Below are 24,216 nucleotides of genomic sequence, written 5' to 3' on the forward strand. Positions count from 1 at the left end.
GATCGCGTCCAGCAGCTCCCGACCCCGCGCGACCACCGCGGCCGCGCGGGCGGGGGTGAAGGCGCGGCCGGGGGCGAGGTCGCCGGTCCGGTCGATCGCGTCCGTCCCGTAGAGGGCGTCGTAAAGGGATCCCCAGCGGGCGTTGGCGGCGTTCAGGGCGAAGCGCGCGTTGAGGAGGGGCACCACGAGCTGCGGGCCGGCGAGGGTCGCGATCTCCGGATCCACGTCCTCGGTCGTCACGGCGACCGCGCGGGGGTCCGCCGCCAGGTAGCCGATGTCGGTGAGCAGGGCGCGGTAGGCGTCGCGGTCCGGGACGCCCGGATGCGTGCGGTGGAAGTCGTCGATACGGCGCTGCAGCTCGTCCCGGGTCCGCAGCAGGGCGGCGTTGCGGGGGCCGAGGTCGTGGACGATCGCGCTGACGCCGGCCCAGAAGGCCTCGGGGTCCCGTCCCGACGCGGTCAGCGACTCCTCGGCGAAGGCGGCGATCGGTGCGGCCACCGACAGGTCGGCGCGGGAGAGATACGAGGTCATGGTTCCGTTCCTTCCACCTGTGCGCCGAGACGGTGCAGGGTCTCGAGCGCGATCGCGGCGTCCTGCGCCGGGGTCCCCCCGGCGACGCCGAGTCCGCCGACGTGGTCGTCGCCGAAGACGATCGGCACTCCTCCGTCGATCGTAGTCAGGGCCCCGCCCGTGCCCAGCGGCAGGGCGACGGACAGGGCCTCGGGGATCTGCGCGGTGCGACGCCGGATCGAGGCCGCGGTCACAGCCTTGCGGCGACTGGTCTCGGCGCTGTGCGGGGTGGCGCCGTCGGCCATGCCGTAGGCGACGACGGTCATCGAGGGGTCGGCGACCGCGACGACCGCGCGCACCCCGTGGTCCGCGCCGATCTCCATGGCGAGCGAGACGGCGCGGGCAGCGGTCTCGTAGGTGATCGCGGCGATCTGACGGTGGGTGGACATGGCGTCTCCTCGGGTCGGTCCGGGCGGATCGGGTCAGCTTCCTGCAGATATCCACATAGCGAAGAAAAACTTTCGCAATATGAAATGATGCAGCAAACCACGCCATCCGTCCAGAGCGGGCGAGGCGACGTGACGCGTCAGCGGTCCGCGGGATCGCCCGTCCCGGTGAGGATGCCGCGTGCCAGCGTGTGGAAGTGGCGGTTGAACCCGAGGTACGCGGGCGTCTCGTCTCCCGTGAGCTCGATCGCCTCGACGTCCAGGGCGTCGACCACGAAGACGTAGCGGTGGACGCCGGTCCCCGCCGGCGGAGCTGCGCCGATGTAGCGGGGCAGGCGCGCCTCGTTGGGGAGCGTCACCGCGCCGGCGGGAAGCGAGCCCGGCTCGCCGTCGCCCGCTCCCGCGGCGAGGGAGCGCAGATCGGCGGGAAGGTTCGCGACCGCCCAGTGCCAGTACCCGGTGCCGGTCGGGGCGTCCGGATCGAGGCAGGACACGGCGAAGCTCTTCGTGCCGGCGGGCGGCTCGCCCCAGCTCAGCGCGGGCGACCGGTCCTCTCCTCCGCGGGAGGCCGACCAGGCGCTGACCGGGAGCGGCGCGCCGTCGGCGAAGTCGGGGCTGGTCAGCTCCAGCGGGGCGAACTCGCGCAGGCGAGCGAGGGCGGCATAGGGATCGACGTCGAGCACGGCTGCTCCTCCTTCTGTGGCGTACGCGGGCCACGATAGGCGCTGGGCGGACGGCACGCCAGGCGGGCGGCGGCGGCGCGCGGCACGGATGCACGATCCCGACACGGGAGCACGGCGGATCCGCGGGAGCGATCCTGCATGTGCACCCGGATCGTGCAGCACTCCCGGCACCCGGGGCGTCCGGGAGGCCGCCGTAGACTGATGCCCGTGACGCTCAGCACCCCGGAACTCGAGGCCGACCGCCAGGCCCTGATCGCCCTGATCACGGCCGAGGCCGTCTTTCACGGCGACTTCACGCTCTCCAGCGGCAAGAAGGCGACCTACTACGTCGACATGCGTCGTCTCACGCTGGATCACCGCGCGGCGCCCGCGATCGGTCGGATCATGCGCGATCTCATCGCCGACCTCGACGTGGTCGCGGTGGGCGGGCTCACGCTCGGCGCGGATCCGATCGCCAACGCCGTCCTGCACGCCGCCGCCGACAGCGACCGTCCGCTGGACGCCTTCGTCGTGCGCAAGGAGCCCAAGGACCACGGGCGCGGACGCCAGATCGAGGGCGCCGAGGTGGCGGGACGCCGCGTGGTCGTGCTGGAGGACACCTCCACCACCGGCCAGTCCGCGCTCAAGGCGGTCGAGGTGCTGCGTCGCGAGGGCGCCGAGGTGGTGGCGGTCGCGGTGATCGTCGACCGCAAGACCGGCGCCCAGGCGGCGATCGAGGCCGCCGGGCTGGAGTGGCGCGCGGCCATCGACCTCGACGACCTCGGGCTCGACCCGCAGTGACCGCCTACGCCCTGGCCGTCGACGTCGGCGGCACCAAGCTCGAGGCGGCGCTCGTCGCCGCGGACGGCACCGTCGTCGACGCGACGCGCACCCGCCTCCCGACCGGTCCGGACGCCACGCCCGACTCGCTCCGCGAGGCGCTCGACGCCGTCATCTCCGCGGCGCTCGCCCGACTCTCGTCGGGGGACGAGCTGCTCGGCGCCGGCGTGGGGAGCGCCGGGCCGATCGATCGCGAGCGCGGTCTGATCCACCCGGTGAACATGCCGCGAGCCCGGGGCTTCGATCTCGCCGGCGCCGTGCGCGACTCCGCCTCCGCGGTCCGCGGGGCACCGGTCCGCACGGCGTTCGGGCACGACGGCGGGTGCCTCGCGCTCGCCGAGTCCTGGCTCGGCGCGACCCAGGGGGCGGCCTCGTCGCTGTCGATCGTCGTGTCCACCGGCGTGGGCGGCGGCTTCGTGATGGGCGGGCGGTACCTGCCGGGCGCCACGGGCAACGCCGGTCACCTCGGGCAGGTGCACGCCGAGGGGTCGCTGACCCTGGAGGAGGTGGCCTCGGGGCCTGCGAGCGTGGCCTGGGCGCGTGCGCAGGGGTGGACGGGCGAACGCGGCGAGGACCTGGCGCGCGACGCCGCAGCCGGGGACCGGATCGCCCGGGCGGCGATCGAGCGTTCCGCCGCAGCGGTGGGAGCGGCGCTCGCCGACGCCTCGACGCTCGTCGACCTGGAGGTCGTCGCGATCGGCGGCGGGTTCTCCCGCGTGTCGGCGGACTACATCGACCTCGTCCAGCGGGCTGTCGCCGACACGGCGGCGCACGACTACTCCCGGCGCACCCGGGTCGTCCGATCGGGTCTCGAGGACGAGGGCCCGCTCATCGGTGCGGCCGCGCTGATCCTCCGCGCCGCCTCGGACGACGACCGATGAGGGCCGCAGGGATGAGCCGGTGAGGGTCCTCGGGCTGCAGTCGGGCACGTCCCACGACGGGATCGACGCGGCCGTGGTCGCGTTCGAGCGGGACGGGACGCTCCTGCGCGGACGCGTGCTGCACACGACCGAGATCCCGTACGACCCGGTGCTGCGGCGGCGACTGATCGCCGCCCTGCCGCCGAACCCCACCACGCTCGCCGAGATCGCCGAGCTCGACACCCTCATCGGGCAGGCCTTCGCCGAGGTCGCCGCGGCGGCTGCGCAGGCCGTCGGGGGCGTGGACGCCGTCTGCTCGCACGGGCAGACCGTCTACCACTGGGTGGAGGGCAACGCCGCGCGGGGAACGCTGCAGGTCGGCCAGCCGGCGTGGATCGCCGAGCGTCTGGGCGTGCCCGTCGTGTCCGACGTGCGCATCCGCGACATCACCGCCGGCGGCAACGGCGCCCCGCTCGTGCCGTTCCTCGACGACCTGCTGCTGCGCGGACGGATCCGGCCCGCCGCCGCGCTCAACCTCGGCGGGATCGCGAACGTCACGATCGTCGGCGGAGAGGGCGACGTGCGCGGATACGACATCGGCCCGGCCAACGCCCTCATCGACGCGGTGATCGTCGCCGAGGGGCTGAACGATCGCGGCTACGACGAGGACGGCCGGATCGCCGCGGCCGGACACGTCGACGAGCGGCTGCTGGAGGCGCTGCTGGCGGATCCGTACTACGGCCTGCCGGCGCCGAAGAGCACGGGCAAGGAGCACTTCCACCTCGACTACGTGCGTCAGCACCTCGCGGCGCAGGAGCGTCCGATCCCCGTCGCCGACGTCGTCCGGACGCTCACCGAGCTCACGGTGCGCACCGTGGCCGCCGACATCCGCGAGGCCGGGGTGCGCTTCCTCGCGGTCTCCGGCGGCGGCTGCCGCAATCCGCAGGTCATGGACGGGCTGCGGGCCGCGCTGCCGGGGGCGGACGTGGTGCTCGCGGACGAGCTGGGCGCACCCGCCGACGCCAAGGAGGCGATCCTGTTCGCCCTCATCGGGTGGTGCACCATGAACGGCGTTCCCGCTGTGCTGCCCGAGGCGACGGGCGCCGCGGCCGCGCGGATCCTCGGCACGATCACGCCCGGCGACGGACCGCTCCGGATGCCGGAGCCTGCGGAGCCGGTGTCGGGCCTGACGCTGACCTGACGCCGGCCCGCCGAGGGCCATCGGGTTCGGTCCGACGACTCAGTGCGTCGTCAGCAGTCGCCGCGGCGTGCCCTCGATCCGTGCGATCGCCACCCTGAGGTCCGTGGTCTCCGTCGTGAGCCGGTTCTCCAGGGCGTCGATGCGGGCGGTGAGCTTCTCTTCGACGGCGTCGATGCGGGAGGTGAGTCTCTCTTCGACGGCGTCGATGCGGGCGGTGAGCTTCTCTTCGACGGCGTCGATGCGGGCGGTGAGCTTCTCTTCGACGGCGTCGATGCGGGCGGTGAGCTTCTCTTCGACGGCCTCGATCCGGGCGGTGAGTCTCTCGTCGAGCGCGTCGATGCGCGCGTCCACCCGGTGCTCGAGGCGGGCGACGGCGGCGTCGATGCGTCGCACGCACCAGCCGAAGCCCGCGACCATGGCGACCCCGAACGTCACGACGACGCCGACGGCGCTCAGGACGACCGCGAAGATCTCCGGTGACACGTACACCCCTCCATTGTTGCTCGGTGGAAACTCGGTTCACCAGAGACCGTAGAGGCTCGTCGGACGGGGGCGGCGTGCCCTTCGCGCGGACCGTGGACAAGTCCACAGCGGGCCGCCCTGGGGAGGACGAGCGCGACGCGGATCAGTTCGTCGTCAGCGCTTCTCGTCCTCGTCCCAGGGACCCTCCCACCACCCGCGCTGCGGCCCGGAGCCGCGGCGCGACCGCACGAACTGGACGATCAGGACGACGAGCGTCGTCAGGCCGATCACCAGCCCGACGAGGAGCAGGAGCGTGTGCTGCGACACGGGTCAGCCCTTCGAGGCCTCGTCCGCGGGACTCGCCGGGGCGTCGCCCGGGGCGGGGAGGAGATCGATGACGCCGCCCACGACCTCGTCCGGTCGGAACGGGTAGCGCTCGATCTCGCGGCGGTCGCTGATGCCCGTGAGGACCAGGACCGTGTGCAGGCCGGCCTCGATCCCGGCGACGATGTCGGTGTCCATCCGGTCGCCGATCATGCCGGTGACCTTGGAGTGCGCGCCGATCTTGTTCAGCGCCGAGCGGAACATCATCGGGTTGGGCTTTCCGACGACGTACGGCTCGCGCCCGGTCGCCTTCGTGATGAGCGCCGCGATCGCCCCGGTCGCCGGCAGCGGCCCGTCGGCGCTCGGGCCCGTCGCGTCGGGATTGGTGACGATGAAGCGCGCGCCGCGCTCGATGAGCCGGATGGCCTTGGTGATCGCCTCGAACGAGTAGTTGCGGGTCTCGCCGACCACGACGAAGTCCGGGTTCGTCTCGGTCATGATGAACCCGGCCTCGTGCAGCGCCGTCAGGATGCCGGCCTCTCCGATCACGAACGCCGAGCCGCCGGGCTGCTGCTGCTTGAGGAAGTCCGCCGTGGCGAGCGCGGAGGTCCAGATCCGCTCCTCCGGCACGTGCAGTCCGCTGGCGCGCAGGCGCGCGGAGAGGTCGCGCGCGGTGAAGATCGAGTTGTTCGTCAGGACGAGGTAGGGGATCCCGTCGCGCTCCCATCCGGCGAGGAGGTCGGCGGCCCCGGGCAGCGCGTCGTTCTCATGGACGAGCACGCCGTCCATGTCGGTGAGCCAGCATTCGATCTCGGCGCGTTCGGACATGTGATCAGCCTAGAGCCGGCGGCTGGGCGCGTGCGATCCGCGTCGCCCTCAGGCGGTGAGCCAGACGATCGCTGCGCTGCCGTCCGGAAGGGCGGTCCCCTCCACGCGAGGGCCGTCGGGTGTGACCGCGACGGTGACGCCGACCGACACCCCGGCGTTCTCCAGCGCGCGAAGCAGCTCGGGATCGCGGTCGTCCACGCGCAGCACCCGGCCGACGTGACCGATCGCGGCGTCGGCGAGCAGGACGAACGGCGCGCGGTCGACGGTCCCCGCCGCGTCCGGGATCGCATCCCCGTGCGGATCGAACCGGGGTCGGCCGAGCCGCTCGTCGATGCCTTCGAGCAGGCGGTCGCTGATGGTGTGCTCCAGCACCTCGGCCTCGTCGTGGACCTCGTCCCAGGCGTAGCCGAACTCCCGGACGAGCCAGGTCTCGATGAGGCGGTGGCGCCGCAGCATCGCCAGCGCGCGCTGCTCGCCCTCCGGGGTGAGGCGCACGGCGCCGTAGGGGACGTGGGAGACGAGTCCGGCCGCGGCCAGCTTCTTGACCATCTCCGTGACGCTCGACGGCGCGATCCCCAGCTTGAGCGCGAGCTGCGACGGGGTGATCGGGGCGGCCTGCCACTCCGTGTGCGCGTACACGGTCTTCAGGTAGTCGTCGAACGCGGGGGAGGCCACGGATCCAGCCTACCGGCGGGCCGGTCCCGGCTTCCCGGTCAGCCGCCGAGGCGCGAGAGCGTCGCGAAGGCGACCTGTCCGGCGAAGAAGATGATCGCGAAACCGGCGATCGCCGCCAGCAGCCCCAGGCGGCCGTCGAAGTCGTTCACGCCGCGCATCCCGATCGCCCGCGCGCGGAACGCGAGGAAGAGCGTGATCGCCCCGAGCGCCAGCTGCACCCACGGACCGCCGACGGGCAGCAGCGACGGCACGGCGACGAGCAGCACGCCGAGAGCCGCCGTCCCGATCCCCGCCCACGTGCAGATCGCCACGGCGCGGCGGGCTGCGGAGTCGTCGGGGCGACGGGAGTCGGAGGGCATGGGACGAGCCTACCCGCGTCGGTGCGGCCGGCCGCGCGGGCCGGAGCCGCGGCAGGCGACCGGTGAATAGGCTGAGCGGGTGAGCACCGAGACGCCCGAACGCAGCACGCACGGCGTGGGGCCGTGGCCGGGCGGCCCGGAGAGCTGGCCGGGGGACGCGCACTTCGACCCGGAGCTGCTCGCCCACGGCGACACCCGCAACGTGATCGACCGCTACCGCTACTGGCGCATGGAGGCGATCGTCGCCGACCTGGACGCCCGCCGCCACCCGTTCCACGTCGCGATCGAGAACTGGCAGCACGACATGAACATCGGCTCGATCGTGCGCAGCGCCAACGCCTTCCTCGCCGACACCGTGCACATCATCGGTCGGCGCCGGTGGAACCGCCGCGGGGCGATGGTGACCGATCGCTACCAGCATGTCGTGCATCACGAGGACGTCGCGGCCTTCGCCGCGTGGGCGCGGGACGAACGCATCCCGATCATCGCGGTGGACAACGTCGAGGGCGCCCTCCCGGTGCAGGAGGCGGACCTGCCCGCGCGCTGCGTCCTGCTCTTCGGGCAGGAGGGGCCCGGGCTGAGCGCGGAGGCGATCGCGGCGGCGAGCGGGCACGTGGAGATCACGCAGTACGGATCGACGCGGTCGATCAACGCCAGTGCGGCAGCGGCCGTCATCATGTACGAGTGGTGCCGGCGGCACGCCGGATGACGACCGGCGGACCGCCGCGGACCGGACCCGGGATGGGAGCATGAGGGGGTGAGAGCACAGGGCAGGGCCGCGTCGCGCGCATCCGCGCGAGCGGCCTCGCCGCGGTTCTGGCTCCGGATCGACGTCATCGCGACCGCCGCGGCCACGGTCGTTCTCCTGCCGGCCACGATCGTGTCCCTCGTCCAGGCGGACGGTCCCCCGCTCGTCGTCGTCGCGGCCATCGCCCTGTTCGTCGGGCTCCACGCCGCCTCGTTCGTCGCCGTCCGGCATCCGCGACCCGCCTTCGTCGCCGCGGCCCTGGTGATGCTCGCGCTCGCCCTGCTCCCGGCGGACGGCGTCGTGGCGGCCGCACTGTATCCGTCCGCGGCGGCGTTCCTGCTCTGCCTCGGCCAGGTCGCGGTCCAGTGCACGACGCGACTGAGCCTCGCGGCGCTGGGCGTCGGCGTCATGGGCGCCGGCATCGTGTCGGCGCTCGCCACGGACCTTCCGGACCCGCTCCTGCGTCTCGGCTCGTTCGTAGGTCTCGCGGCCGTCAACGCCGCCGCGTGGGCGTTCGGCGCACTGGAGCGCTCGCGCCGGATCCGGGTCGAGGACGCCGCGCGCATGCGCGCCGAGCAGGCCGTGATCGCCGAGCGGGGCCGGATCAGCCGGGATCTCCACGACGTCGTGGCCCATGCGCTGACGGTGATGATCGCCCAGGCGGAGGTCGCGCGGACGCTCCTGCGCGAAGACCCGCCGACGAGCGAGCGCGCCCTCGACATCGTCACCCGGACCGGCCGGGAGGCGCTGCGGGGCATGCGCGGCGTCGTCGCCGACGAGGCGTCTCGCTCGCCGGCGCCGGATCTGGCGGCGGTGCGCTCGCTCGTCGAGGACGCCCGCAGCCCCCGCGTCGACATCGAGCTGGACGAGAGCGGCGTGCCCGTCGCGCTGGGGCCGGGCGCCATGCTCGCGCTCCACCACGTCGTGCGCGAGGCGCTGACGAATGCGATCCGGCACACGAGGCCGCCCGTGCGGGTGACGGTCGCACTGCGATGGGAACGGAGCGCCCTGGAGGCCGTCGTCGAGGACGACGGCGGTGCCGGACGCCGGGACTTCGGGCTCGGCAGCGGCACCGGCCTGGTCGGCCTCGCCGAGCGGGTGCGGCTCGCGGGCGGCGTCCTGACCGCCGGGCCGAGCACGGCAGGCCGTGACCGGGCGTGGACGGTGCGGGCGGTGTTCCCGTACGGGGACGGCGGTGCGGCCCGAGGCGCGACGGAGGGACGAGGATGACGGTCCGAGTGCTGCTGGCCGACGACCAGGACCTGCTCCGGGAGGCGCTCGCGCTGATGCTGGCGCGGGACGAGCGGATCGAGATCGTGGGCTCGGTGCGGTCCGGGGACGAGGCGATCGCTCTCGCGGACGAGCGGGTGGTCGACGTGGTGCTGATGGACGTGCGGATGCCCGGCACCGACGGCATCGCCGCGACGGCGGAGGTGCGCCGTCGTCATCCCGGCGTGCGCGTGCTGGTCCTCACGACGTTCGATCTGGACGAGTACGCGGTGGGGGCGATCCGCGCGGGCGCGAGCGGATTCCTGACCAAGGACGCGGCGCCGCAGGAGGTCGCGGACGCGATCGTCGCGGTGGCGGCGGGCGAGCGCGTGGTGGGGGAGCGGGCCCTGGAAGCGCTCGTGGGATTCGTGCGGAGCGCCGTGGCGCCGCGGGATCCGGACGCGTCCGCGGCGCTGACCATGCTCACCCCGCGGGAGCAGGAGGTCGTGCGGCTGTTGGCCGCCGGGCTCTCCAATGACGAGATCGCCCAGCGCCTGTTCCTGTCGCCCAATACCGTCAAGACCCATGTGAAGGCCGTGCTCGCCAAGCTCGCCCTGCCCGACCGGATCCACGTGGTCATCTGGGCGTATGAGAACGGAGTGCTGCGGCCGGCGACGGAGCAGGATCACCCGCGCGGGTGATCCGATCCACCCCGGAGGGCGATGCGGGGATGCCGCGCCGCTTCCTAGCGTCGAGGCATGCACGCACGAACCAGGCTCCTGTTCCCCCTGCTGTCGGTCGCCGCGTCCTCGATCGTCACGGCGCTCGCGCTTCTGCGGCTCACCGTCCCGACCGTCGCCGGATGGTTCGCCGAGGTGCCGCCGGGCCTGCTCGACCGGTGGATCGCGCCCGTCCCGTCCGCGGTGCTGAGCCTGTTGCTGGGCCTCGCCGGGATCGTGACGGGACTGCGGGCCCTCGTCGTCGAGCGTTCCGCGTCGCGCCGACCCGCAGGAATCCGGATCGCGGCGGCCGCTCTGGCCGCGGGCGTCGTCCTCCTCGCCCCCGGCGGTGTCATCCCGGTGGCCGGCTACACGTTCGCCCTCGTCGCGGTGGGCCTGGTCGTCGCGGCGATCGTGCTGCTGACGCTCCGGCACCCGGTGGCGGGCCTGGTCGCGATCGCCGGCCTGGGTGCGGCGGGATTCGTCGCCGTCCGGCTCCTCGACGCCGGTGATCTCCTCGTGCGTCTCCTCCCCGCCTTCGCACGGCAGCTGCCGTTCGCCGGGACGACCGCCGTCTACCTCGTCATGTCGACGGCGCTCGTGCTCTGGGCCATCGGCGATGCGCGCCCGCCCTACGGCCGCGTCGCCGCAGGCGTCCTTCGCCATCGCCGCGCGATCACGATCGTCGCCGCCGCGTGCGCCCTGCCGTACGCCCTCGCGCGTGCGTCGTGGCTGACGCCGTGGCCGCAGTTCGGCGGGAACGCCGAGCTCTTCGCGCGCGAGCCCGCGATGCTGCTCACCGGACTCCTCCTCGGCGCCGGGATGCTCACCGGCGGGGTGCTCACGCTCGGGCTCATCCGCCCGTGGGGAGAGCGGTTCTCGTCGCGGTTCGCCCTGCTCGGGGATCGCCCGGTGCCGGTCGGTCTCGCCGTGATCCCCGCGGTTGCGGTCGCGGTGCTGTTCCTCACCGGAGGACTCGACTTCCTCCTCCTGGCGGCGGAGGGCGGACTGCCGGCGGACGGCGCCCTGCTCGAGGCCGCCGTGCTGTTCCCGTTCTGGCTGTGGGGTCCGCTGCTCGCGCTCGCCGCGTGGGGGTACGCGATGCACCGCGCCTCCGAACCGCTCGCACCGGTCCGCCCGCGCGGGCGGGAGGCCCGGCGAGCCGCTAAGGACGAGGAGCGGCGGAACCGCGAGCGTGCCCTGGCGCATCTGGAGGCGCTCGAGGACCGGGATCCGGAGCCGTCGCGCTGATCCGGACGACGGGCGGGCGTGGGGCTGCGGCCCGACGCCCGCCGCCTCGCGTCCGCTGTCTTCTCCGCGGCATCCCGGGCGATTGTCACGAAAAGGTCTCAGTCTTTCGTGCCGGTCGGGCGTGTCCCTATAGTCAAGGAGGTTAGAGGTCCGACCACCTGGAGAGAAATGCAGAAGCCGAGCGAGCGTTACCGCGGTTACACCTCCTTCGACTACCTGGAGCCGCACGTCGACTACCAGGTCTTCGAGTTGGCCGAGCAGTTCGGCCGCGTCCCGGAGTACGAGCTCGGGCTGGACCCCGAGCAGGTCTCCCGGGTGACGCGGATCCTGGCCGAGGAACATGCGATCTCGCTCCACGAGCACCCGAAGATCCTGACCGCGGATCCCCACCGGCTCCGCGAGTACAACCACACCGGGCGCAACGCGATGGGGTTCGCCGGCCTCGCGCGGTCGGGGATGTCGGCGTTCTTCGACAACTTCATGAACGGGACGAACTGCGTCACCAGCGAGAACGGCTGGAAGTGGAACGACGTCGTCTTCGACATCGGCCTGCGCTTCGCGGACGTCGCCAAGCAGGACCACGTGGTCCTCGCAAGGACGGTCGCGGATCTCGTCGAGGCGAAGTCCGCGGGGCGCATCGCGCTCGTCGCCGGGCTCGAGGCGGCCACGGCGATCGAGAACGAGCTCGACCGGCTGGACATCCTCTACGGGCTGGGCATCCGCCAGATCGGCATCGCCTACTCGATGGCCAACCAGCTCGGCTCCGGGCTGGCCGAGCCCCAGGACGGCGGCATCACGTCGTTCGGGCGCCGGGCGGTCGAGCGGATGAACCGACTCGGGCTCGCGATCGACATCTCCCACTCCTCGGACCGCACCAGCAGGGACGTCATCGACGAGTCCGCGGTCCCGGTCTTCATCACTCACGCCGGCGCGCGCGCGGTCTGGCCGACGAACCGGATGAAGCCCGACGAGGTGATCATCGCCTGCGCGGAGCGGGGAGGCGTGATCGGGATCGAGGCGGCACCGCACACGACCCTCTCCCCGGAGCATCCCGAGCACTCGCTGGAGTCGGTCATGGACCACTTCCGGTACTGCGTCGATCTCGTGGGCATCGACCACGTCGCCTTCGGGCCCGACACGAACTTCGGGGACCACGTCGGTCTCCACGACTCCTTCTCCGGCCACCTCACCATCGGCCAGGCGCACGGCCACGTGGAGCACCCGAGGGTGACCCACGTCGCGGGCATGGAGAACCCCGCGGAGAACTTCACCAACATCGTCGGCTGGCTCGTCAAAAACGGGTACTCCGACGAGGACATCCGCAAAGTCATCGGCACCAACATCCTTCGAGTCCTGAAAGAGGTCTGGTAACACATGAAGAGAATCAGAGGCGCGGGAATCGTCGCCGGCATCGTCGCCGCGGCGCTCCTGCTCACGGGCTGCGGCCTGAACGAGGACCAGGGCGACCGGTCGGACGCCGAGCCCGGAGCCGCGACGCTGCGGATCGGCACGACGACCGACGTCGCCAACTTCAACCCCCTGGGGTCCCTGTCAAAGACGGACAGCTGGATCCTCAACGCCATGTACCCCCAGCTGATGCGGATCGACGGGAACGCCGAGAAGGTCCCCGAGCTGGCCGAGGGGTACGCGCTGGAGGACGGCGGCGCGACCGTCGTGTACACGCTCCGGGACGACTTCACCTGGACGGACGGCGAGCCGATCACGTCCGAGGATGTCAAGTTCACGGCCGAGGCCATCATGGACAAACAGCTCGGCAACGTCGCCGCGAAGCTCACCTGGGTGGAGTCGATCGAGACGCCCGACGACACCACCGTCGTCTTCCGCCTCAGCCAGCCGTACGCCCCGTTCGCGGAGGGCGTCGGCTTCTGGATGCGGATCGTTCCCGCGCACGTGTTCGCCGACGCCGGGGACCTGAGCACGTTCGCCAACGACGACCCCGAGGGGTGGATCGGCGGCGGCGCCTACGTGCTGGACTCCATGACGCGAGGACAGCGGTACGTGATGAAGGCCAACGAGGGCTACCCGCTGGCACCCGAGGGCGGAGCGGCCGTGGGCACCGTCGAGTACGTCGTGTACCCGGACGTGAACACGATGATCCTCGCCCTGCGCAACGGTGACATCGACCTCATGGGCACGCCCGTGCCCGCCTCGGCGGCGGCCACGCTCGCGTCCGATCCGAACATCACGATGGAGGAGGTCGGGTCGCTCGGCTTCGCGCACCTCACCTACAACATGCAGAACCCGACGCTGGCCCAGCAGCCGGTCCGTCAGGCGCTGTCGATGGTCGTCGACACCGAGTCGATCATCGAGACCATCCTCCAGGGGGACGGCCAGCGGATGGTGGGCCCCATCTCCCCGATCTTCGGCGAGTACGACAACCCCGATCTCGAGGCCTATCCGTTCGACCCCGCCGGGGCACGGGCGCTGCTCGAGAAGTCCGGATTCGCCGACGCGGACGGCGACGGCATGCTGGACGGCGCGTCGTTCGAGGTGCTCTGCGACCAGTCGAACGCGAACCTCACCCGGGTGGCGGAGGTCGTTCGCGAGGACGCCGCCGAGGCGGGTATCGACCTGACCGTGGCGTGCATCGAGCGCAACACCTTCCTGGCTCGGACGAAGGACGGCCAGTACGAGATCGACCTGTCCCAGTGGGGAGTGTTCGACAACCCGATGGATCAGCTGCGCAGCACGTACCTGTCCTCCAACCCCGGCGGCATCAACTACAACCTGGTGCAGGATCCCGCGCTGGACGCGCTCGTCAACGACGCCGCGGTCACGGTCGACCACGACCAGTTCGTGGAGAAGGTCCGCCTGATCGACGAGTACGTGCACGACCAGGCATTGCTGACGCCCCTGTACGTCGAGACCTTCCGCTTCGCCTACCGCTCGGACCGCTTCGAGGGGTTCGATCCCTCTCCCAGCGATCTGCTGGGCATGGTGACGGGCTACTCGCTGTCGCAGGTGCGACCTGTCTGACGTCGTGACCGATCCCCGAGACGAGGAGGGAGGGTAGGCATGCTGCGGTACACGGCCAAGAAGGTGCTCCGGGCGCTGCTCACGATCTGGATCGCCGTCACGATCACGTTCTTCCTGCTCCGGCTGCTGCCGGCCGACCCCACCCTCCTCGTCGTCGAGGGGGACATGACCCCCGAGATGCAGCAGGCGCTGCGCGAGCAGTACGGCCTCGACAAGCCGCTGCTCGTGCAGTACCTGCTGTACCTGGGCGAGCTGCTCACCGGGAACCTCGGCGTCTCCTTCCGGCAGCTCGTCCCGGTCGCCGACATCCTCCTGGAGCGGCTGCCGTGGACGCTGCTGCTGGCGGGCTCCGCGTTCGTGCTCACGATCCTCATCGGGATCCCGCTGGGTGTCTACGCGGCCGTCGGCCGGGGCAGGACCGTGGACCGGATCGTGCAGTTCCTGGGGATCACGAGCAACGCGCTCTTCGTCCCGAGCGTCGCGATCCTGCTGCTGGTCGTGTTCGCCGCCAACCTCCGGCTCTTCCCCATCGGCGGCGCCATCGATCCCGACACGAGGGGGCTCGCGGCGTACCTGAGCCTCTTCCAGCACCTCGCGCTGCCGCTGTTCTCCCTCGTCCTCGTCCAGGTCGGACCGTATGCGCTGACGCTGCGGACGAACATGCTCGAGGTCCTCGGTGAGGACTACATCAAGAGCGCGCGCTCGCGGGGCTACACCCCGCGGCGCACGATCTGGCGGCATGCGCTGCGCAACGCGATCATCCCGGCGCTGACGCTGATGGGCCTCCAGCTCGGGACCCTCGTCGGCGGCGCCGTGCTCACCGAGACGATCTTCGCCTATCCGGGCGTGGGCCGCCTCATCTACGAGTCCGTCCAGCAGCTCGACTACCCGATGCTCCAGGGCGCCTTCGTCATGCTCGCCCTGACGGTCGTCGTGGCGAATCTCGCGACGGACCTCATCGCCATGCTCCTCAACCCCAGGATCCGCACATGAGCGCCGCACAGCCCGCCCCGACGGGGCTCGATGCCCTGACGCGTCCTCGGCGCCGCGGAGGAGGCTTCTTCTCCTCGCCGTCCGGGTGGATCTCGCTCGGCGTGCTCGCCCTGTTCGTCCTCACGGCCGTCTTCGGCCCGATGGTCGTGGACCGGCCGGGCGGCCTCGGCACCGACATCCTTCAGCCCCCGTCCTCGCGCCACTGGTTCGGCACCGACGACCTCGGCCAGGACGTCTTCGCCCAGGTGGTCTGGGGCACCAGGGTGAGTCTGATCGTCGGGGCCGCGGCGTCGGTCATCGCGATCGTGATCGGCACCGCACTGGGTCTCGTGGGCGCGTACGTGCGTCGACTGGACCCGATCGTGACGACGCTCACGGACGTCATGCTGTCGCTGCCGCTGCTGCCTCTCATGATCCTCGTCACCGCGCTCGCGGGCCCGAGCGTCGTCACGCTAACGATCGTGATCGGCGTGCTGTCGTGGGCCGAGGTGGCGCGCCTCATCCGCTCGAACGCGCTCGTCGTGTCCTCGATGCCCTACATCGACGGCGCGCGCGTGCTCGGAGCCGGGCCGATCCGGATCCTGGCGACGGAGATCCTGCCCGCGGTGATGCCGCTCGTCGTCGTGAGCGTGCTGCTGCAGGCCGCGCGAGCGGTCATCTCGGAGGCCGGTCTGAGCTTCCTGGGCATGGGCGATCCGAGCACCTGGTCGTGGGGGCGCATCCTCCTCAACGCCCAGCGCTCGGGGGTGATCGCGACCGCCTGGTGGCAGACCCTGTTCCCGTCGCTCGCGATCCTGGTCCTCGTCCTCGCCGCGACGGTGGCGGGGATCCGCTACAACGATTCGCGGGATCCGCGATTGAGGGGGATCTGATGCGGCTGCCGGACGACTTCTACCGCCGGGTCCAGGCGAGGGTCAGGGAACACCTCGCCGAGGAGGGGCTGGACGGCCTGATCGTGACCTCCCCCGGGGACGTGGCCTACCTGATCGGCTTCTTCTACGCCGTGACGGAGCGGCCCGTGTACCTCTGGTTCGGCGCGGACGGCTCGTGCTTCGCGCTCATGCCGGAGCTCGACGCCGAGTACGCGCAGGCGCAGGGCGTCCACGCCGCGATCCGGACCTACTTCGAGTTCCCCGGCGTCCGCTCGCCCGAAGCGCATCTCGCGGACGAGCTGCGCCGCGAAGGCGCCGCGCACGGGCGGGTCGGGGTCTCCGGAAGCCTGACGCTCGCGGCGGCCTCCGCGCTCGAGGAGGCGCTGACGGGGACGCGGTTCGAGCGCACCGGGGTCCTCGGCCGGCTCCGGCAGCGCAAGGAGCCGGAGGAGATCGCCTTCCACCGGGAGGCCGCCGCGGTGTGCGACGAGATGCTCGCGGCCGGGCGTCGCCTCATCGAGGAGGCCCTGCACGCGGGGGGACCGCTGCCGACGGAGGGCGAGGTCGCCCGCCACGTCATCGGATTCGGGACCGACCGCCTCTACGAGCAGTACAGCCATATCGTGTACACCACGAAGCTCGCGGGCGGACTCGTGTACGCCGGGCCGAACGCCGCCCGACCGCACGGTCTGCCCTCGCGCCGGCGGCTGCAGGTGGGGGACACCCTGATCCTCTCCCTCGGCGCCGCCGTGGCGAGCCGCTTCGTGGAGAGCGAGCGGACCTTCGTCATCGGTGAGCCGACCGCCCGCCAGCGGGGGTACTTCGAGGTCACGCGCCGCGCGCAGGAGGTCGGCACCGCGGCGATGACCGTGGGCCGGCGCTGCGCCTCGGTGAACGAGGAGTGCCTGGCCGTCATCCGGGACGCGGGTCTCGGCCCCTACATCCGGCACCGGCAGGGACACGGGATCGGCATCGCCCAGCACGAGGCGCCCTGGGTGGAGGCCGGCGACCCGACGGTCCTGGAGAGCGGGATGATCCTGTCCAGCGAACCCGGCATCTACGTCCCCGGACACGCGGGGTACCGGATCTCCGACTCCGTGCTCGTGACCGACGACGGTCCCGAGCGTCTCACCCGCTATCCGCGCAGTCTCGAGGAGAACACGATCACATGAGCGAGTACTTCGAAACGATCAACGGTGCACGGCTCAAGCTGCAGATCCTCGGCGACGAGGGAGCGCCGGCGATCGTCGTGCACCACGGGGCGCCCGGGCTGGGCTCGCGCGCCGAGCCCGTCCGCTCGTTCGGCCCCTTCGCCGACGCGTACCGCATCGTCACCTTCGACGCCCGCGGCTCCGGCGAGTCGGAGGACAGGCCGCCGTACACCCACGCGCAATGGGTCGACGACATCGACGCGATCCGGGCGCACCTCGGTCTCGACACGATCGTCATGGCCGGCGGCTCCTATGGGGGCTTCCTCGCGATGGAGTACACCCTGGCCCACCCCGATCGCGTCCGAGCCCTGATCCTGCGGGACACAGCGGCCAACACCGCCTACGACCACCTGGCGGTGGAGCGCGCCAGGACGACCGACCGGGTCACCATCGACGAGTGGACCATCTCGCGCATCGGCACGGGACGCTTCGCCGACAACGCCGAGTTCGAACGCTACTGGCGGGGGATCCTCCCCCTGTACGACCACTCCTACGACCCGGAGGCCACGGAGCGCAAGGCGAGGGCCACGACCTATCACTACGCGACCCACAACGCGGCGTTCGGCGTGAACATGCCGGCCTATGACCTCACCGGTCGGCTCGGGGAGATCGCGTGTCCGACGCTGGTCGTGGTGGGGCGGCACGACTGGCGGACGCCGATCCCCGCGTCGCAGGACATCGTGGACCGCATCCCGGGCGCCGAGCTGGTCGTGTTCGAGGAGTCGGGGCATTCCCCGCAGCTGGAGGAGCCCGAGAAGTTCCAGGCGACCGTGCGGGACTTCCTCGACCGTGCCGGAGTCGGACGATGAGCGGCGCCGTGCTGAGCGTCCACGACCTCAGCGTCGAGTTCACCACCCGCGACGGCGTCGTGAAGGCGGCGCAGGACGTCTCCTTCGAGGTGGCGCCGGGACGGACTCTGGCGATCCTCGGCGAGTCCGGGTCGGGGAAGTCGGTGACGGCGCAGACGGTGATGGATCTCCTCGAGACCCCGCCCGGCCGGGTGACCGGCGGACGGATCCTCTTCGAGGGCCGCGACCTCCTCGACATGACCGCCGCCGAGCGCCGTGCCGTGAGCGCGGAGGGCATCGCGATGGTGTTCCAGGACTCGCTCTCGGCGCTGAACCCGGTGTACTCGGTCGGGGGCCAGATCGCGGAGCTGCTCCGGGTGCGCCGGGGGATGACGCGGCGTGCGGCGTGGGAGCGCGCGGTCGAGCTCATGGGCAAGGTCCGGATCCCCGCGCCTGCGGAGCGGGCGAAGGACTACCCCCACCAGTTCTCCGGCGGGATGCGGCAGCGCATCATGATCGCCCTCGCGATCGCGCTCGGCCCGAAGGTGCTCATCGCCGACGAGCCCACGACCGCTCTCGACGTCACCGTGCAGGCGCAGATCATGGATCTGCTCGTGCAGTTGCAGCGCGAGACAGGGATGGCGCTCATCCTCATCACCCACGACCTCGGCGTCGTGGCCCAGGTCGCCGACGAGGTGGCGGTGATGTACGCCGGCCGCGTGGTCGAGCGCGGCACCATCTTCGAGCTCTTCGAGGCGGCGGCGCACCCCTACACGCGTGGTCTGCTCCGGTCCATGCCGCGCCCGGACCGCGACGACGACACGCTCTGGGCGATTCCGGGTGCGCCGCCGAACCTGCTCGCCCTCGGTCCGGGCTGCGCGTTCCGGAGCCGCTGCGACGCCGCGGTGGAGCTCTGCGCCGTGGAGCGTCCCGAGCCGCTGCCCCCGGAGCAGGGGAGCGCTCGCGTCTCCGCCTGTCACCGGAGGGAGGAGGTGCTCCGTGGACGCGCGTGACGTCGTGCTGTCGGTGGACGACGTGACCAAGCACTTCCCGGTCAAGGGTGCTCGGTTCGGCCGGCACGGCCGCGTCGTGCGCGCGCTGGACAGCGTGAGCTTCGAACTGCGAAAGGGGGAGACGCTCGGCATCGTCGGTGAATCGGGGTGCGGCAAGTCGACCCTCGCGCGCACGATCGTCGGTCTCGAGACGCCGACGTCGGGTGCCGTCCGATTCCGCGGCGCCGATGTCCACGGGCTCCGCGGACGGGCGAGGGACGACATGCGGCGTCGCGTGCAGATCGTGCTGCAGGACCCGTACGCCTCGCTGAATCCTCGACGGACCGTGCGCGAGACCCTGCTCCAGCCGTTCCAGGTGCACCCCGACGTCGTCCCGCGCAGCGGTCGCGCGGCGAAGGTGGAGGAGCTCGTCGAGCTCGTCGGCCTGAACCCCGACCACCTCGATCGGTATCCCTTCCAGTTCTCCGGCGGACAGCGGCAGCGGATCGGCATCGCGCGGGCCCTCGCCCTGTCGCCGGAGGTGATCGTCTGCGACGAGCCCGTGTCCGCGCTGGACGTGTCCGTGCAGGCGCAGGTGGTCAACCTCCTCCAGCGCCTGCAGCGCGAGCTGGGGCTGGCCTACGTCTTCATCGCCCACGACCTCTCCGTGGTCCGTCACATCTCGGACCGGATCGGGGTGATGTACCTCGGGCGGGTCGCTGAGATCGGCGAGAGGTCAGCGGTCTACGACACCCCGGCCCACCCCTACACGGACGCCCTCCTCTCCGCCGTCCCGATCCCGGACCCCGCGCGGCGCGGATCGGTGCGGGAACTGCTCGCGGGCGACCCGCCGAGCCCGGTCGACCCGCCCAGCGGCTGCCGGTTCCGCACCCGCTGCGCGTTCGCGCAGGACGTGTGCGCGACGGACGAGCCCACGCTGCATCCGACGCCGCCCGGCGCCCTCCGGGAGGTGGCGTGCCACTTCCCCCTGATCCCCGACACCGTCCCCGCCCTCGAGAAATGAGCGACATGTCCCGCCCGTCCCTGCTGCCCACCCAGAACGCCGAGCGCTATTCCGGCTACGCCGCGTACAGCTATCTGGAGGCCGGCCGCGATTACCAGCCCTTCGCCCTGGCGGCACAGGTCGGCCGCGTGCCGGAGCGTCGTTTCGACCTGGACGAGAGCCAGATCACGCGGGTGCACCGTCTCATGGCGGACAACATCGTGCTCTCGCTCCACGAGCACGCGATCGTCCTGCCGGAGGACGGCGACGAGGTGCGGCGCTACAACAGGACCGGCCGTCAGCGGACCGGCTACGAAGGGCTGTCGCGCTCGGGGCTGACCGCCGTGATCGACAACTTCATGGCCGGCGCGTCCTGCGTCACCAGCCAGAGCGGCTGGAAGTGGGACGACATGATCTACGCCCTGGGCTTCCGCCTCGCGGACCTGGCCAAGCAGGACTACGTCCGCCTGGCGACCAGCGTGGAGGACATCCATGCGGCGAAGCGAGACGGGACGATCGCCCTCATCGCCGGCTTCGAGTGCTCGACGATGATCGAGAACGAGCTGGATCGCATCGACATGCTGTACGGCTTCGGCGTCCGGCAGCTGGGGATCGCCTATTCGCAGTCCAACATGCTCGGCTCCGGCCTCTCCGAGCCCGCGGACGGCGGTCTCACGAACTTCGGGCGCCGCGCGGTCGAGCGGATGAACAAGCTCGGGATGCTGATCGACATCTCCCACTCCGGGGACCGGACGTGCCTGGAGACGATCGACCACTCCGCCGTCCCGGTGATGATCACCCATGCCGGCGCGCGGGCGGTCTGGCCGATCGACCGGATGAAGACAGACGAGACGATCACCGCGTGCGCCGCGCGCGGAGGCCTCATCGGCCTCGAGGCCGCGCCCCACACGACGATCTCACCGGATCACCCCGTGCACTCGATCGACTCGGTGATGGACCACTTCCGCTACTGCGTCGACCTCGTCGGCATCGACCACGTGTCGTTCGGCCCGGACACGATGTTCGGGGACCACGTCGCCGTCCACCGGGCCTATGCGGGCAACTACGCGCAGAAGTCCCCGCAGGGCGGCGAGCACCCGCGGGTCGCGTACGTCGAGGGACTGGAGAACCCCGGGGAGAACTTCTGGAACATCACCGCCTGGCTCGTGGAGCACGGCTACTCGGACGAGGACATCGTGAAGGTGCTGGGAGGCAATGCCCTGCGGGTTCTCTCGGAGGTCTGGTAGAAATCCGAGAGGACAAGTCTTCGGGCGCGGGGCGCCCGACCTTTTCGATGGGAACCGATGGCCAAGCGTGACAGCGTCGTGAGGGGCGTCGTCTCGGCGCTCCGGCAGCTGATCGACGAGAGCTACGCGGTGGGAGACCGGCTGCCGAACGAGAAGCAGCTCGCCGAGAGCCTCGACGTGAGCAGAGGATCCCTGCGCGAGGCGCTGGGCGCCCTCGAGACAGAGGGGTTCGTCACGCGGACCTGGGGCGTCGGCACCTTCGTCAGCGTGCCGCGGCGGTCCTCGTCGCTCAGCATGTCGGCCATCGCGTCCTACCGGGACCGGGTGCGCGCCGTGGGTCGGACGGTCGTCCTTCGGGAGGCGGCCGTCGATCTCGTCGGCGCGCCGCCCGAGGCCGCGGCGGCCCTGAACGTCGAGCCCGGAGCGGAGGTGTGGCGGGTCCTCCGGCTCTTCGCGGTGGACGGGACGCCGTCGGCACAGATGATCGAGTACATCCCCACGTCGATCCGTGGTGTCGCGATCGATCCGTCGCCGATGACGACGCTGGACTCCGGTCTGTTCGACATGCTGGACAGGCACGTCGCGGGCGTGGTGGCGCACACCACGACGGACATCGAGGCGTTCCGGGTGGCCGAGCCCGAGGCAGCCGCGCTCGACGTCGAGGCGGGGACGCCGGTGCTGCGCACCGAGCAGGTGACGTCCGACGACGAAGGAGCGGTTCTCGCGTACGGCATCACACTGCAGCGGACCGACGTGCTGCGGATGCGCATCACGCGCTGAGGACGCCGCCTCTCGATCTCAGTCGCGGTCGATGCCGAGGACGTGTCGGTACAGCGCCGACACATCGCGATCGAGCGCGCGGATCTCGGTGCGCAGGCTCCCGATCTCGGCTTTCAGGACGTGGATGAACATCGTCGACACGACCGTGATCATGCCGAACATGGCTGCGGCGAAGACGCCGATCAGCACCCAGACCTGAGGTTCGGACATCGACAGCACCCTTCGAGTATGGCGGATTGCATGCCAGAGTGCCAGGTTCTGAGCGGTCGATGAGTCGCCGCGCGGACACGGGGGAGAAGGCGAGATTCTCGTCCGCGGTGGAGGACGAGGGATCCCGTCACGCGCCGTGCGTCACACGGCGACGCGCAGCCAGCGGCCGGTGCGTACGCGCAGGCCGAGGGTCGCGAGGCGCACCAGCAGGTACACGCCGAAGAACGCCACGGCGATCCAGATGAGCCCCGCGACCCCGTCCACGCCGGTCGCGGCGACGACGGCGAGGGCGGGAAGGAAGACGAGGAGGTTGACGCCGCCCGCCAGCGCGAGGTAGCGGGCGTCCCCGGCGCCCATGAGCACTCCGTCGAGGACGAACACGACGCCCGCGACGGGCTGCGCGACGGCCAGCACGATCAGGGCGGGCTGGATGAGGGCGGCGAGGTTCGGGTCGCCGGTGAAGACCAGGCCGATCACACCGGAGAGCGCTCCGATCGCCAGGCCCACGACCACGCCGAACCACGTCCCCCAGGCCACCGTCCTCGCCAGCACCTGCCGGGCGGCCTGCTCGTCCTTCGCCCCCAGGTTCTTGCCGATCAGCGCCTGCGCCGCGATCGCGAGGGCGTCGAGGGCGAAGGCCGCCGCGGAGAACACCGTGTAGACGACCTGCCACCCGGCGAGCTCGGTCGTCCCGATGCCCGTGGCGACGCCCACCGTCGCCAGCAGCGCGACGCGCAGCGACACGGTGCGCAGGAACAGCCAGCCCCCCGACCGCGCCGAGCCTCGGATGCCGGACAGCTCCGCCCGGATCGACGCGTCGTGCCGCCGCGCGAGGCGTCCCACGACGACGACGTACGCGCCCACCATGCCCCATTGGGCGACCACCGTGCCGAGCGCGGAGCCCGCAATGCCCCACCCGAGCCCGTAGATGAACAGCGCGTTCAGCGCGGCGTTGGCGGCGAAGCCGCTGCCCGCGATCCACAGCGGGGTCATCGTGTCCTGCATCCCGCGCAGGAGTCCCGTCGCCGCGAACACCACGAGCATGGCGGGAAGGCCCCACATCGAGATGACGAGGTAGGTGTCGGCCTGCTGGGCGACCGCCTCCGAGGCCCCGAACAGACCGACCAGCCACGGCGACGACCACGCGCCGGCGACCGCCAGCACCGCACCGAGCCCGAGAGCGAGCCACATCCCGTCGATCCCGACGGAGACGGCGTCGCCGGGGTCCCCGGCCCCGAACCTGCGCGCCACGGCGGGCGTGGTGGAGTACGCGAGGAACACCATCAGGCCGACGAAGGTCTGCAGCACCGCCGAGGCGATGCCGAGGCCCGCCAGCGGTGTCGTGCCCAGGTGCCCCACCAGCGCCGCGTCCACGATCAGGAACGCCGGCTCGGCGATCAACGCGCCCAGTGCGGGGATCGCCAGGCGCAGGATCTCGCGGTTGAGGGAGGAGCGGGCCACCCACCGAGCCTAGGCCGTGGCGCCGACGTCCCCGGCGCGTGGTCCCGGACCGGCCCGCGGCGGACCGTCGTAGGCTGGAGGAGGACGCCGACACCGCAGGGGGTGCACGATGACCGGGACGAGAGACGCTGAGGATCGCTACCGCGCCGCCGTCGAACGGAACCGAGGCCGCACGGAGCCCGCGCCGTCACCCGCCGTCCTGAACGCCGAGACCATGCCGGCGATCGTCGAGACCGCGATCCAGGTCGCGATCCGTCGCGGCGAGTTCGACGACCTGCCCGGCGCAGGCAAGCCCCTGGAGGGACTGGCCGCGTCGTCGGATCCCGACTGGTGGATCCGGCGGAAGATCGAGCGCGAGGGACTGACCGGCCTCGGCCCGCCCGCCCTTCTCCTGCGCGTGGAGGACCGCGGGATGGAGGAGACGCTCGACGCCCTCGCGCGTGAAGAGGATGTCCGCGCCCTGGTCGAGGACTTCAACCGTCGGGTGGTCGAGGCGCGGCGGCAGCTGCAGGGCGGCCCGCCGGTCGTCACGCGGACGCGCGACGCCGACGCCGAGGTCGCGGCGTGG

The 24,216-nt window shown here is 71.7% G+C and carries 27 protein-coding genes and 1 pseudogene; 18 read left to right on the forward strand and 10 right to left on the reverse strand.

Annotation, left to right across the window (positions count from 1 at the left end):
* The 3 genes and pseudogenes from MR1_RS05820 to MR1_RS05830 all read right to left on the reverse strand — a co-directional run.
* Window positions 1-531 (reverse strand): annotated as a pseudogene (locus tag MR1_RS05820) (malate synthase G); the annotation flags it as partial.
* Window positions 528-959, reverse strand: a complete 432-nt coding sequence (locus tag MR1_RS05825; protein WP_067243890.1) for a GlcG/HbpS family heme-binding protein — start codon at window positions 957-959, stop codon at window positions 528-530. The pseudogene MR1_RS05820 and the gene MR1_RS05825, both read right to left, overlap by 4 nt.
* Window positions 960-1,096: 137 nt before the next feature.
* Window positions 1,097-1,639, reverse strand: coding sequence for a YbhB/YbcL family Raf kinase inhibitor-like protein (locus MR1_RS05830; protein ID WP_067243892.1), 543 nt, complete (start codon window positions 1,637-1,639; stop codon window positions 1,097-1,099).
* Between the two features lie 201 nt (window positions 1,640-1,840).
* Between MR1_RS05830 and pyrE the strand changes: the two genes are divergently transcribed.
* From pyrE to MR1_RS05845, 3 genes are read left to right on the forward strand one after another with little or no spacing between them, the layout of a single operon-like run.
* Window positions 1,841-2,419: an orotate phosphoribosyltransferase gene (gene pyrE / locus MR1_RS05835; protein ID WP_067243894.1), complete on the forward strand. Its 579-nt coding sequence runs from the start codon at window positions 1,841-1,843 to the stop codon at window positions 2,417-2,419.
* Window positions 2,416-3,339: an ROK family protein gene (locus MR1_RS05840; RefSeq protein WP_067243895.1), complete on the forward strand. Its 924-nt coding sequence runs from the start codon at window positions 2,416-2,418 to the stop codon at window positions 3,337-3,339. The genes pyrE and MR1_RS05840 overlap by 4 nt, the downstream gene beginning before the upstream one ends.
* Before the next feature lie 19 nt (window positions 3,340-3,358).
* Window positions 3,359-4,519 (forward strand): anhydro-N-acetylmuramic acid kinase, encoded by a 1,161-nt coding sequence (locus MR1_RS05845; RefSeq protein ID WP_067243897.1) that lies wholly within the window; start codon window positions 3,359-3,361, stop codon window positions 4,517-4,519.
* 39 nt (window positions 4,520-4,558) lie between these two features.
* Here the strand turns inward: MR1_RS05845 and MR1_RS05850 are convergent, their stop codons facing one another.
* The 5 genes from MR1_RS05850 to MR1_RS05865 all read right to left on the reverse strand — a co-directional run bounded on the left by MR1_RS05850 (window position 4,559) and on the right by MR1_RS05865 (window position 7,167).
* Entirely contained in the window at window positions 4,559-5,008 is a 450-nt protein-coding gene (locus MR1_RS05850) for a hypothetical protein (RefSeq protein ID WP_067243898.1), read from the reverse strand.
* A 147-nt stretch (window positions 5,009-5,155) separates the two neighbouring features.
* Window positions 5,156-5,308, reverse strand: a complete 153-nt coding sequence (locus MR1_RS20005) for a hypothetical protein (RefSeq protein ID WP_169797653.1) — start codon at window positions 5,306-5,308, stop codon at window positions 5,156-5,158.
* A gap of 3 nt (window positions 5,309-5,311) precedes the next feature.
* A complete protein-coding gene (locus tag MR1_RS05855; RefSeq protein ID WP_067243899.1) occupies window positions 5,312-6,133 on the reverse strand; it encodes an HAD-IIA family hydrolase in 822 nt (273 codons plus the stop codon).
* 48 nt (window positions 6,134-6,181) lie between these two features.
* Entirely contained in the window at window positions 6,182-6,808 is a 627-nt protein-coding gene (locus MR1_RS05860) for a metal-dependent transcriptional regulator (RefSeq protein WP_067243901.1), read from the reverse strand.
* A gap of 38 nt (window positions 6,809-6,846) precedes the next feature.
* Window positions 6,847-7,167 carry a hypothetical protein gene (locus MR1_RS05865; protein WP_067243902.1) on the reverse strand — a complete coding sequence of 107 codons (321 nt, stop codon included), beginning with the start codon at window positions 7,165-7,167 and terminating at the stop codon, window positions 6,847-6,849.
* Window positions 7,168-7,246: 79 nt separating this feature from the next.
* Between MR1_RS05865 and MR1_RS05870 the strand changes: the two genes are divergently transcribed.
* The 14 genes from MR1_RS05870 (at window position 7,247) to MR1_RS05935 (ending at window position 21,977) form a co-directional block, all read left to right on the forward strand.
* Entirely contained in the window at window positions 7,247-7,876 is a 630-nt protein-coding gene (locus MR1_RS05870) for a TrmH family RNA methyltransferase (RefSeq protein WP_067243903.1), read from the forward strand.
* Between the two features lie 48 nt (window positions 7,877-7,924).
* Complete coding sequence (locus tag MR1_RS05875) at window positions 7,925-9,145, forward strand: sensor histidine kinase (protein WP_067243907.1); 1,221 nt, start codon at window positions 7,925-7,927, stop codon at window positions 9,143-9,145.
* Complete coding sequence (locus MR1_RS05880; RefSeq protein WP_067243912.1) at window positions 9,142-9,825, forward strand: response regulator; 684 nt, start codon at window positions 9,142-9,144, stop codon at window positions 9,823-9,825. Before MR1_RS05875 ends, MR1_RS05880 begins: the two co-directional genes overlap by 4 nt.
* 57 nt (window positions 9,826-9,882) lie before the next feature.
* Window positions 9,883-11,094 carry a hypothetical protein gene (locus MR1_RS05885; RefSeq protein WP_067243914.1) on the forward strand — a complete coding sequence of 404 codons (1,212 nt, stop codon included), beginning with the start codon at window positions 9,883-9,885 and terminating at the stop codon, window positions 11,092-11,094.
* A 168-nt stretch (window positions 11,095-11,262) separates the two neighbouring features.
* Window positions 11,263-12,465, forward strand: a complete 1,203-nt coding sequence (locus tag MR1_RS05890; protein WP_067243915.1) for a dipeptidase — start codon at window positions 11,263-11,265, stop codon at window positions 12,463-12,465.
* A gap of 3 nt (window positions 12,466-12,468) precedes the next feature.
* Window positions 12,469-14,091, forward strand: coding sequence for an ABC transporter substrate-binding protein (locus MR1_RS05895; protein WP_067243916.1), 1,623 nt, complete (start codon window positions 12,469-12,471; stop codon window positions 14,089-14,091).
* Between the two features lie 39 nt (window positions 14,092-14,130).
* A complete protein-coding gene (locus MR1_RS05900) occupies window positions 14,131-15,084 on the forward strand; it encodes an ABC transporter permease (RefSeq protein WP_067243918.1) in 954 nt (317 codons plus the stop codon).
* On the forward strand, window positions 15,081-15,956 hold the full coding sequence (locus MR1_RS05905) for an ABC transporter permease (RefSeq protein ID WP_067243919.1): 876 nt from the start codon (window positions 15,081-15,083) through the stop codon (window positions 15,954-15,956). The genes MR1_RS05900 and MR1_RS05905 overlap by 4 nt, the downstream gene beginning before the upstream one ends.
* On the forward strand, window positions 15,956-17,128 hold the full coding sequence (locus MR1_RS05910) for a M24 family metallopeptidase (protein ID WP_067243921.1): 1,173 nt from the start codon (window positions 15,956-15,958) through the stop codon (window positions 17,126-17,128). The genes MR1_RS05905 and MR1_RS05910 overlap by 1 nt, the downstream gene beginning before the upstream one ends.
* Window positions 17,125-17,976 (forward strand): alpha/beta fold hydrolase, encoded by an 852-nt coding sequence (locus tag MR1_RS05915; protein ID WP_067243923.1) that lies wholly within the window; start codon window positions 17,125-17,127, stop codon window positions 17,974-17,976. The genes MR1_RS05910 and MR1_RS05915 overlap by 4 nt, the downstream gene beginning before the upstream one ends.
* Entirely contained in the window at window positions 17,973-18,968 is a 996-nt protein-coding gene (locus MR1_RS05920; protein WP_067243925.1) for an ABC transporter ATP-binding protein, read from the forward strand. Before MR1_RS05915 ends, MR1_RS05920 begins: the two co-directional genes overlap by 4 nt.
* Window positions 18,955-19,971 (forward strand): ABC transporter ATP-binding protein, encoded by a 1,017-nt coding sequence (locus MR1_RS05925; protein WP_067243927.1) that lies wholly within the window; start codon window positions 18,955-18,957, stop codon window positions 19,969-19,971. Before MR1_RS05920 ends, MR1_RS05925 begins: the two co-directional genes overlap by 14 nt.
* Window positions 19,972-19,976: 5 nt before the next feature.
* Complete coding sequence (locus MR1_RS05930) at window positions 19,977-21,197, forward strand: dipeptidase (protein ID WP_067243930.1); 1,221 nt, start codon at window positions 19,977-19,979, stop codon at window positions 21,195-21,197.
* A 57-nt stretch (window positions 21,198-21,254) separates the two neighbouring features.
* Window positions 21,255-21,977 carry a GntR family transcriptional regulator gene (locus MR1_RS05935; RefSeq protein ID WP_067243932.1) on the forward strand — a complete coding sequence of 241 codons (723 nt, stop codon included), beginning with the start codon at window positions 21,255-21,257 and terminating at the stop codon, window positions 21,975-21,977.
* Between the two features lie 18 nt (window positions 21,978-21,995).
* Here MR1_RS05935 and MR1_RS05940 read toward each other — a convergent pair whose 3' ends face one another.
* Both MR1_RS05940 and MR1_RS05945 read right to left on the reverse strand, forming a co-directional pair.
* Entirely contained in the window at window positions 21,996-22,187 is a 192-nt protein-coding gene (locus MR1_RS05940) for a hypothetical protein (RefSeq protein ID WP_084344404.1), read from the reverse strand.
* A 141-nt stretch (window positions 22,188-22,328) separates the two neighbouring features.
* The gene (locus MR1_RS05945) at window positions 22,329-23,648 is read right to left on the reverse strand and encodes an MATE family efflux transporter (protein WP_067243936.1); all 1,320 of its coding nucleotides are present in this window, start codon (window positions 23,646-23,648) and stop codon (window positions 22,329-22,331) included.
* A 109-nt stretch (window positions 23,649-23,757) separates the two neighbouring features.
* On the opposite strand from MR1_RS05945, the gene MR1_RS05950 reads away from it, so the two are divergent.
* Window positions 23,758-24,216 (forward strand): DnaJ family domain-containing protein (locus MR1_RS05950; protein ID WP_084344402.1); only part of this gene is annotated, 459 nt, incomplete at its 3' end.

It is taken from the genome of Microbacterium resistens NBRC 103078 (assembly GCF_001552355.1).
GTDB classification, from domain to species: Bacteria; Actinomycetota; Actinomycetes; order Actinomycetales; family Microbacteriaceae; genus Microbacterium; species Microbacterium resistens.

Excerpts from the sequence above, each read along its gene's own strand:
- MR1_RS05940 (WP_084344404.1), bottom strand. The coding sequence starts at position 22,187 with ATGTCCGAACCTCAGGTCTGGGTGCTGATCGGCGTCTTCGCCGCAGCC.
- MR1_RS05890 (WP_067243915.1), top strand. The coding sequence starts at position 11,263 with ATGCAGAAGCCGAGCGAGCGTTACCGCGGTTACACCTCCTTCGACTAC.
- MR1_RS05855 (WP_067243899.1), bottom strand. The coding sequence starts at position 6,133 with ATGTCCGAACGCGCCGAGATCGAATGCTGGCTCACCGACATGGACGGC.
- MR1_RS05885 (WP_067243914.1), top strand. The coding sequence starts at position 9,883 with ATGCACGCACGAACCAGGCTCCTGTTCCCCCTGCTGTCGGTCGCCGCG.
- MR1_RS05930 (WP_067243930.1), top strand. The coding sequence starts at position 19,977 with ATGTCCCGCCCGTCCCTGCTGCCCACCCAGAACGCCGAGCGCTATTCC.
- MR1_RS05910 (WP_067243921.1), top strand. The coding sequence starts at position 15,956 with ATGCGGCTGCCGGACGACTTCTACCGCCGGGTCCAGGCGAGGGTCAGG.
- MR1_RS05880 (WP_067243912.1), top strand. The coding sequence starts at position 9,142 with ATGACGGTCCGAGTGCTGCTGGCCGACGACCAGGACCTGCTCCGGGAG.
- MR1_RS05900 (WP_067243918.1), top strand. The coding sequence starts at position 14,131 with ATGCTGCGGTACACGGCCAAGAAGGTGCTCCGGGCGCTGCTCACGATC.
- MR1_RS05915 (WP_067243923.1), top strand. The coding sequence starts at position 17,125 with ATGAGCGAGTACTTCGAAACGATCAACGGTGCACGGCTCAAGCTGCAG.
- MR1_RS05895 (WP_067243916.1), top strand. The coding sequence starts at position 12,469 with ATGAAGAGAATCAGAGGCGCGGGAATCGTCGCCGGCATCGTCGCCGCG.
- pyrE (WP_067243894.1), top strand. The coding sequence starts at position 1,841 with ATGCCCGTGACGCTCAGCACCCCGGAACTCGAGGCCGACCGCCAGGCC.
- MR1_RS05905 (WP_067243919.1), top strand. The coding sequence starts at position 15,081 with ATGAGCGCCGCACAGCCCGCCCCGACGGGGCTCGATGCCCTGACGCGT.
- MR1_RS05920 (WP_067243925.1), top strand. The coding sequence starts at position 17,973 with ATGAGCGGCGCCGTGCTGAGCGTCCACGACCTCAGCGTCGAGTTCACC.
- MR1_RS05825 (WP_067243890.1), bottom strand. The coding sequence starts at position 959 with ATGTCCACCCACCGTCAGATCGCCGCGATCACCTACGAGACCGCTGCC.
- MR1_RS05865 (WP_067243902.1), bottom strand. The coding sequence starts at position 7,167 with ATGCCCTCCGACTCCCGTCGCCCCGACGACTCCGCAGCCCGCCGCGCC.
- MR1_RS05935 (WP_067243932.1), top strand. The coding sequence starts at position 21,255 with ATGGCCAAGCGTGACAGCGTCGTGAGGGGCGTCGTCTCGGCGCTCCGG.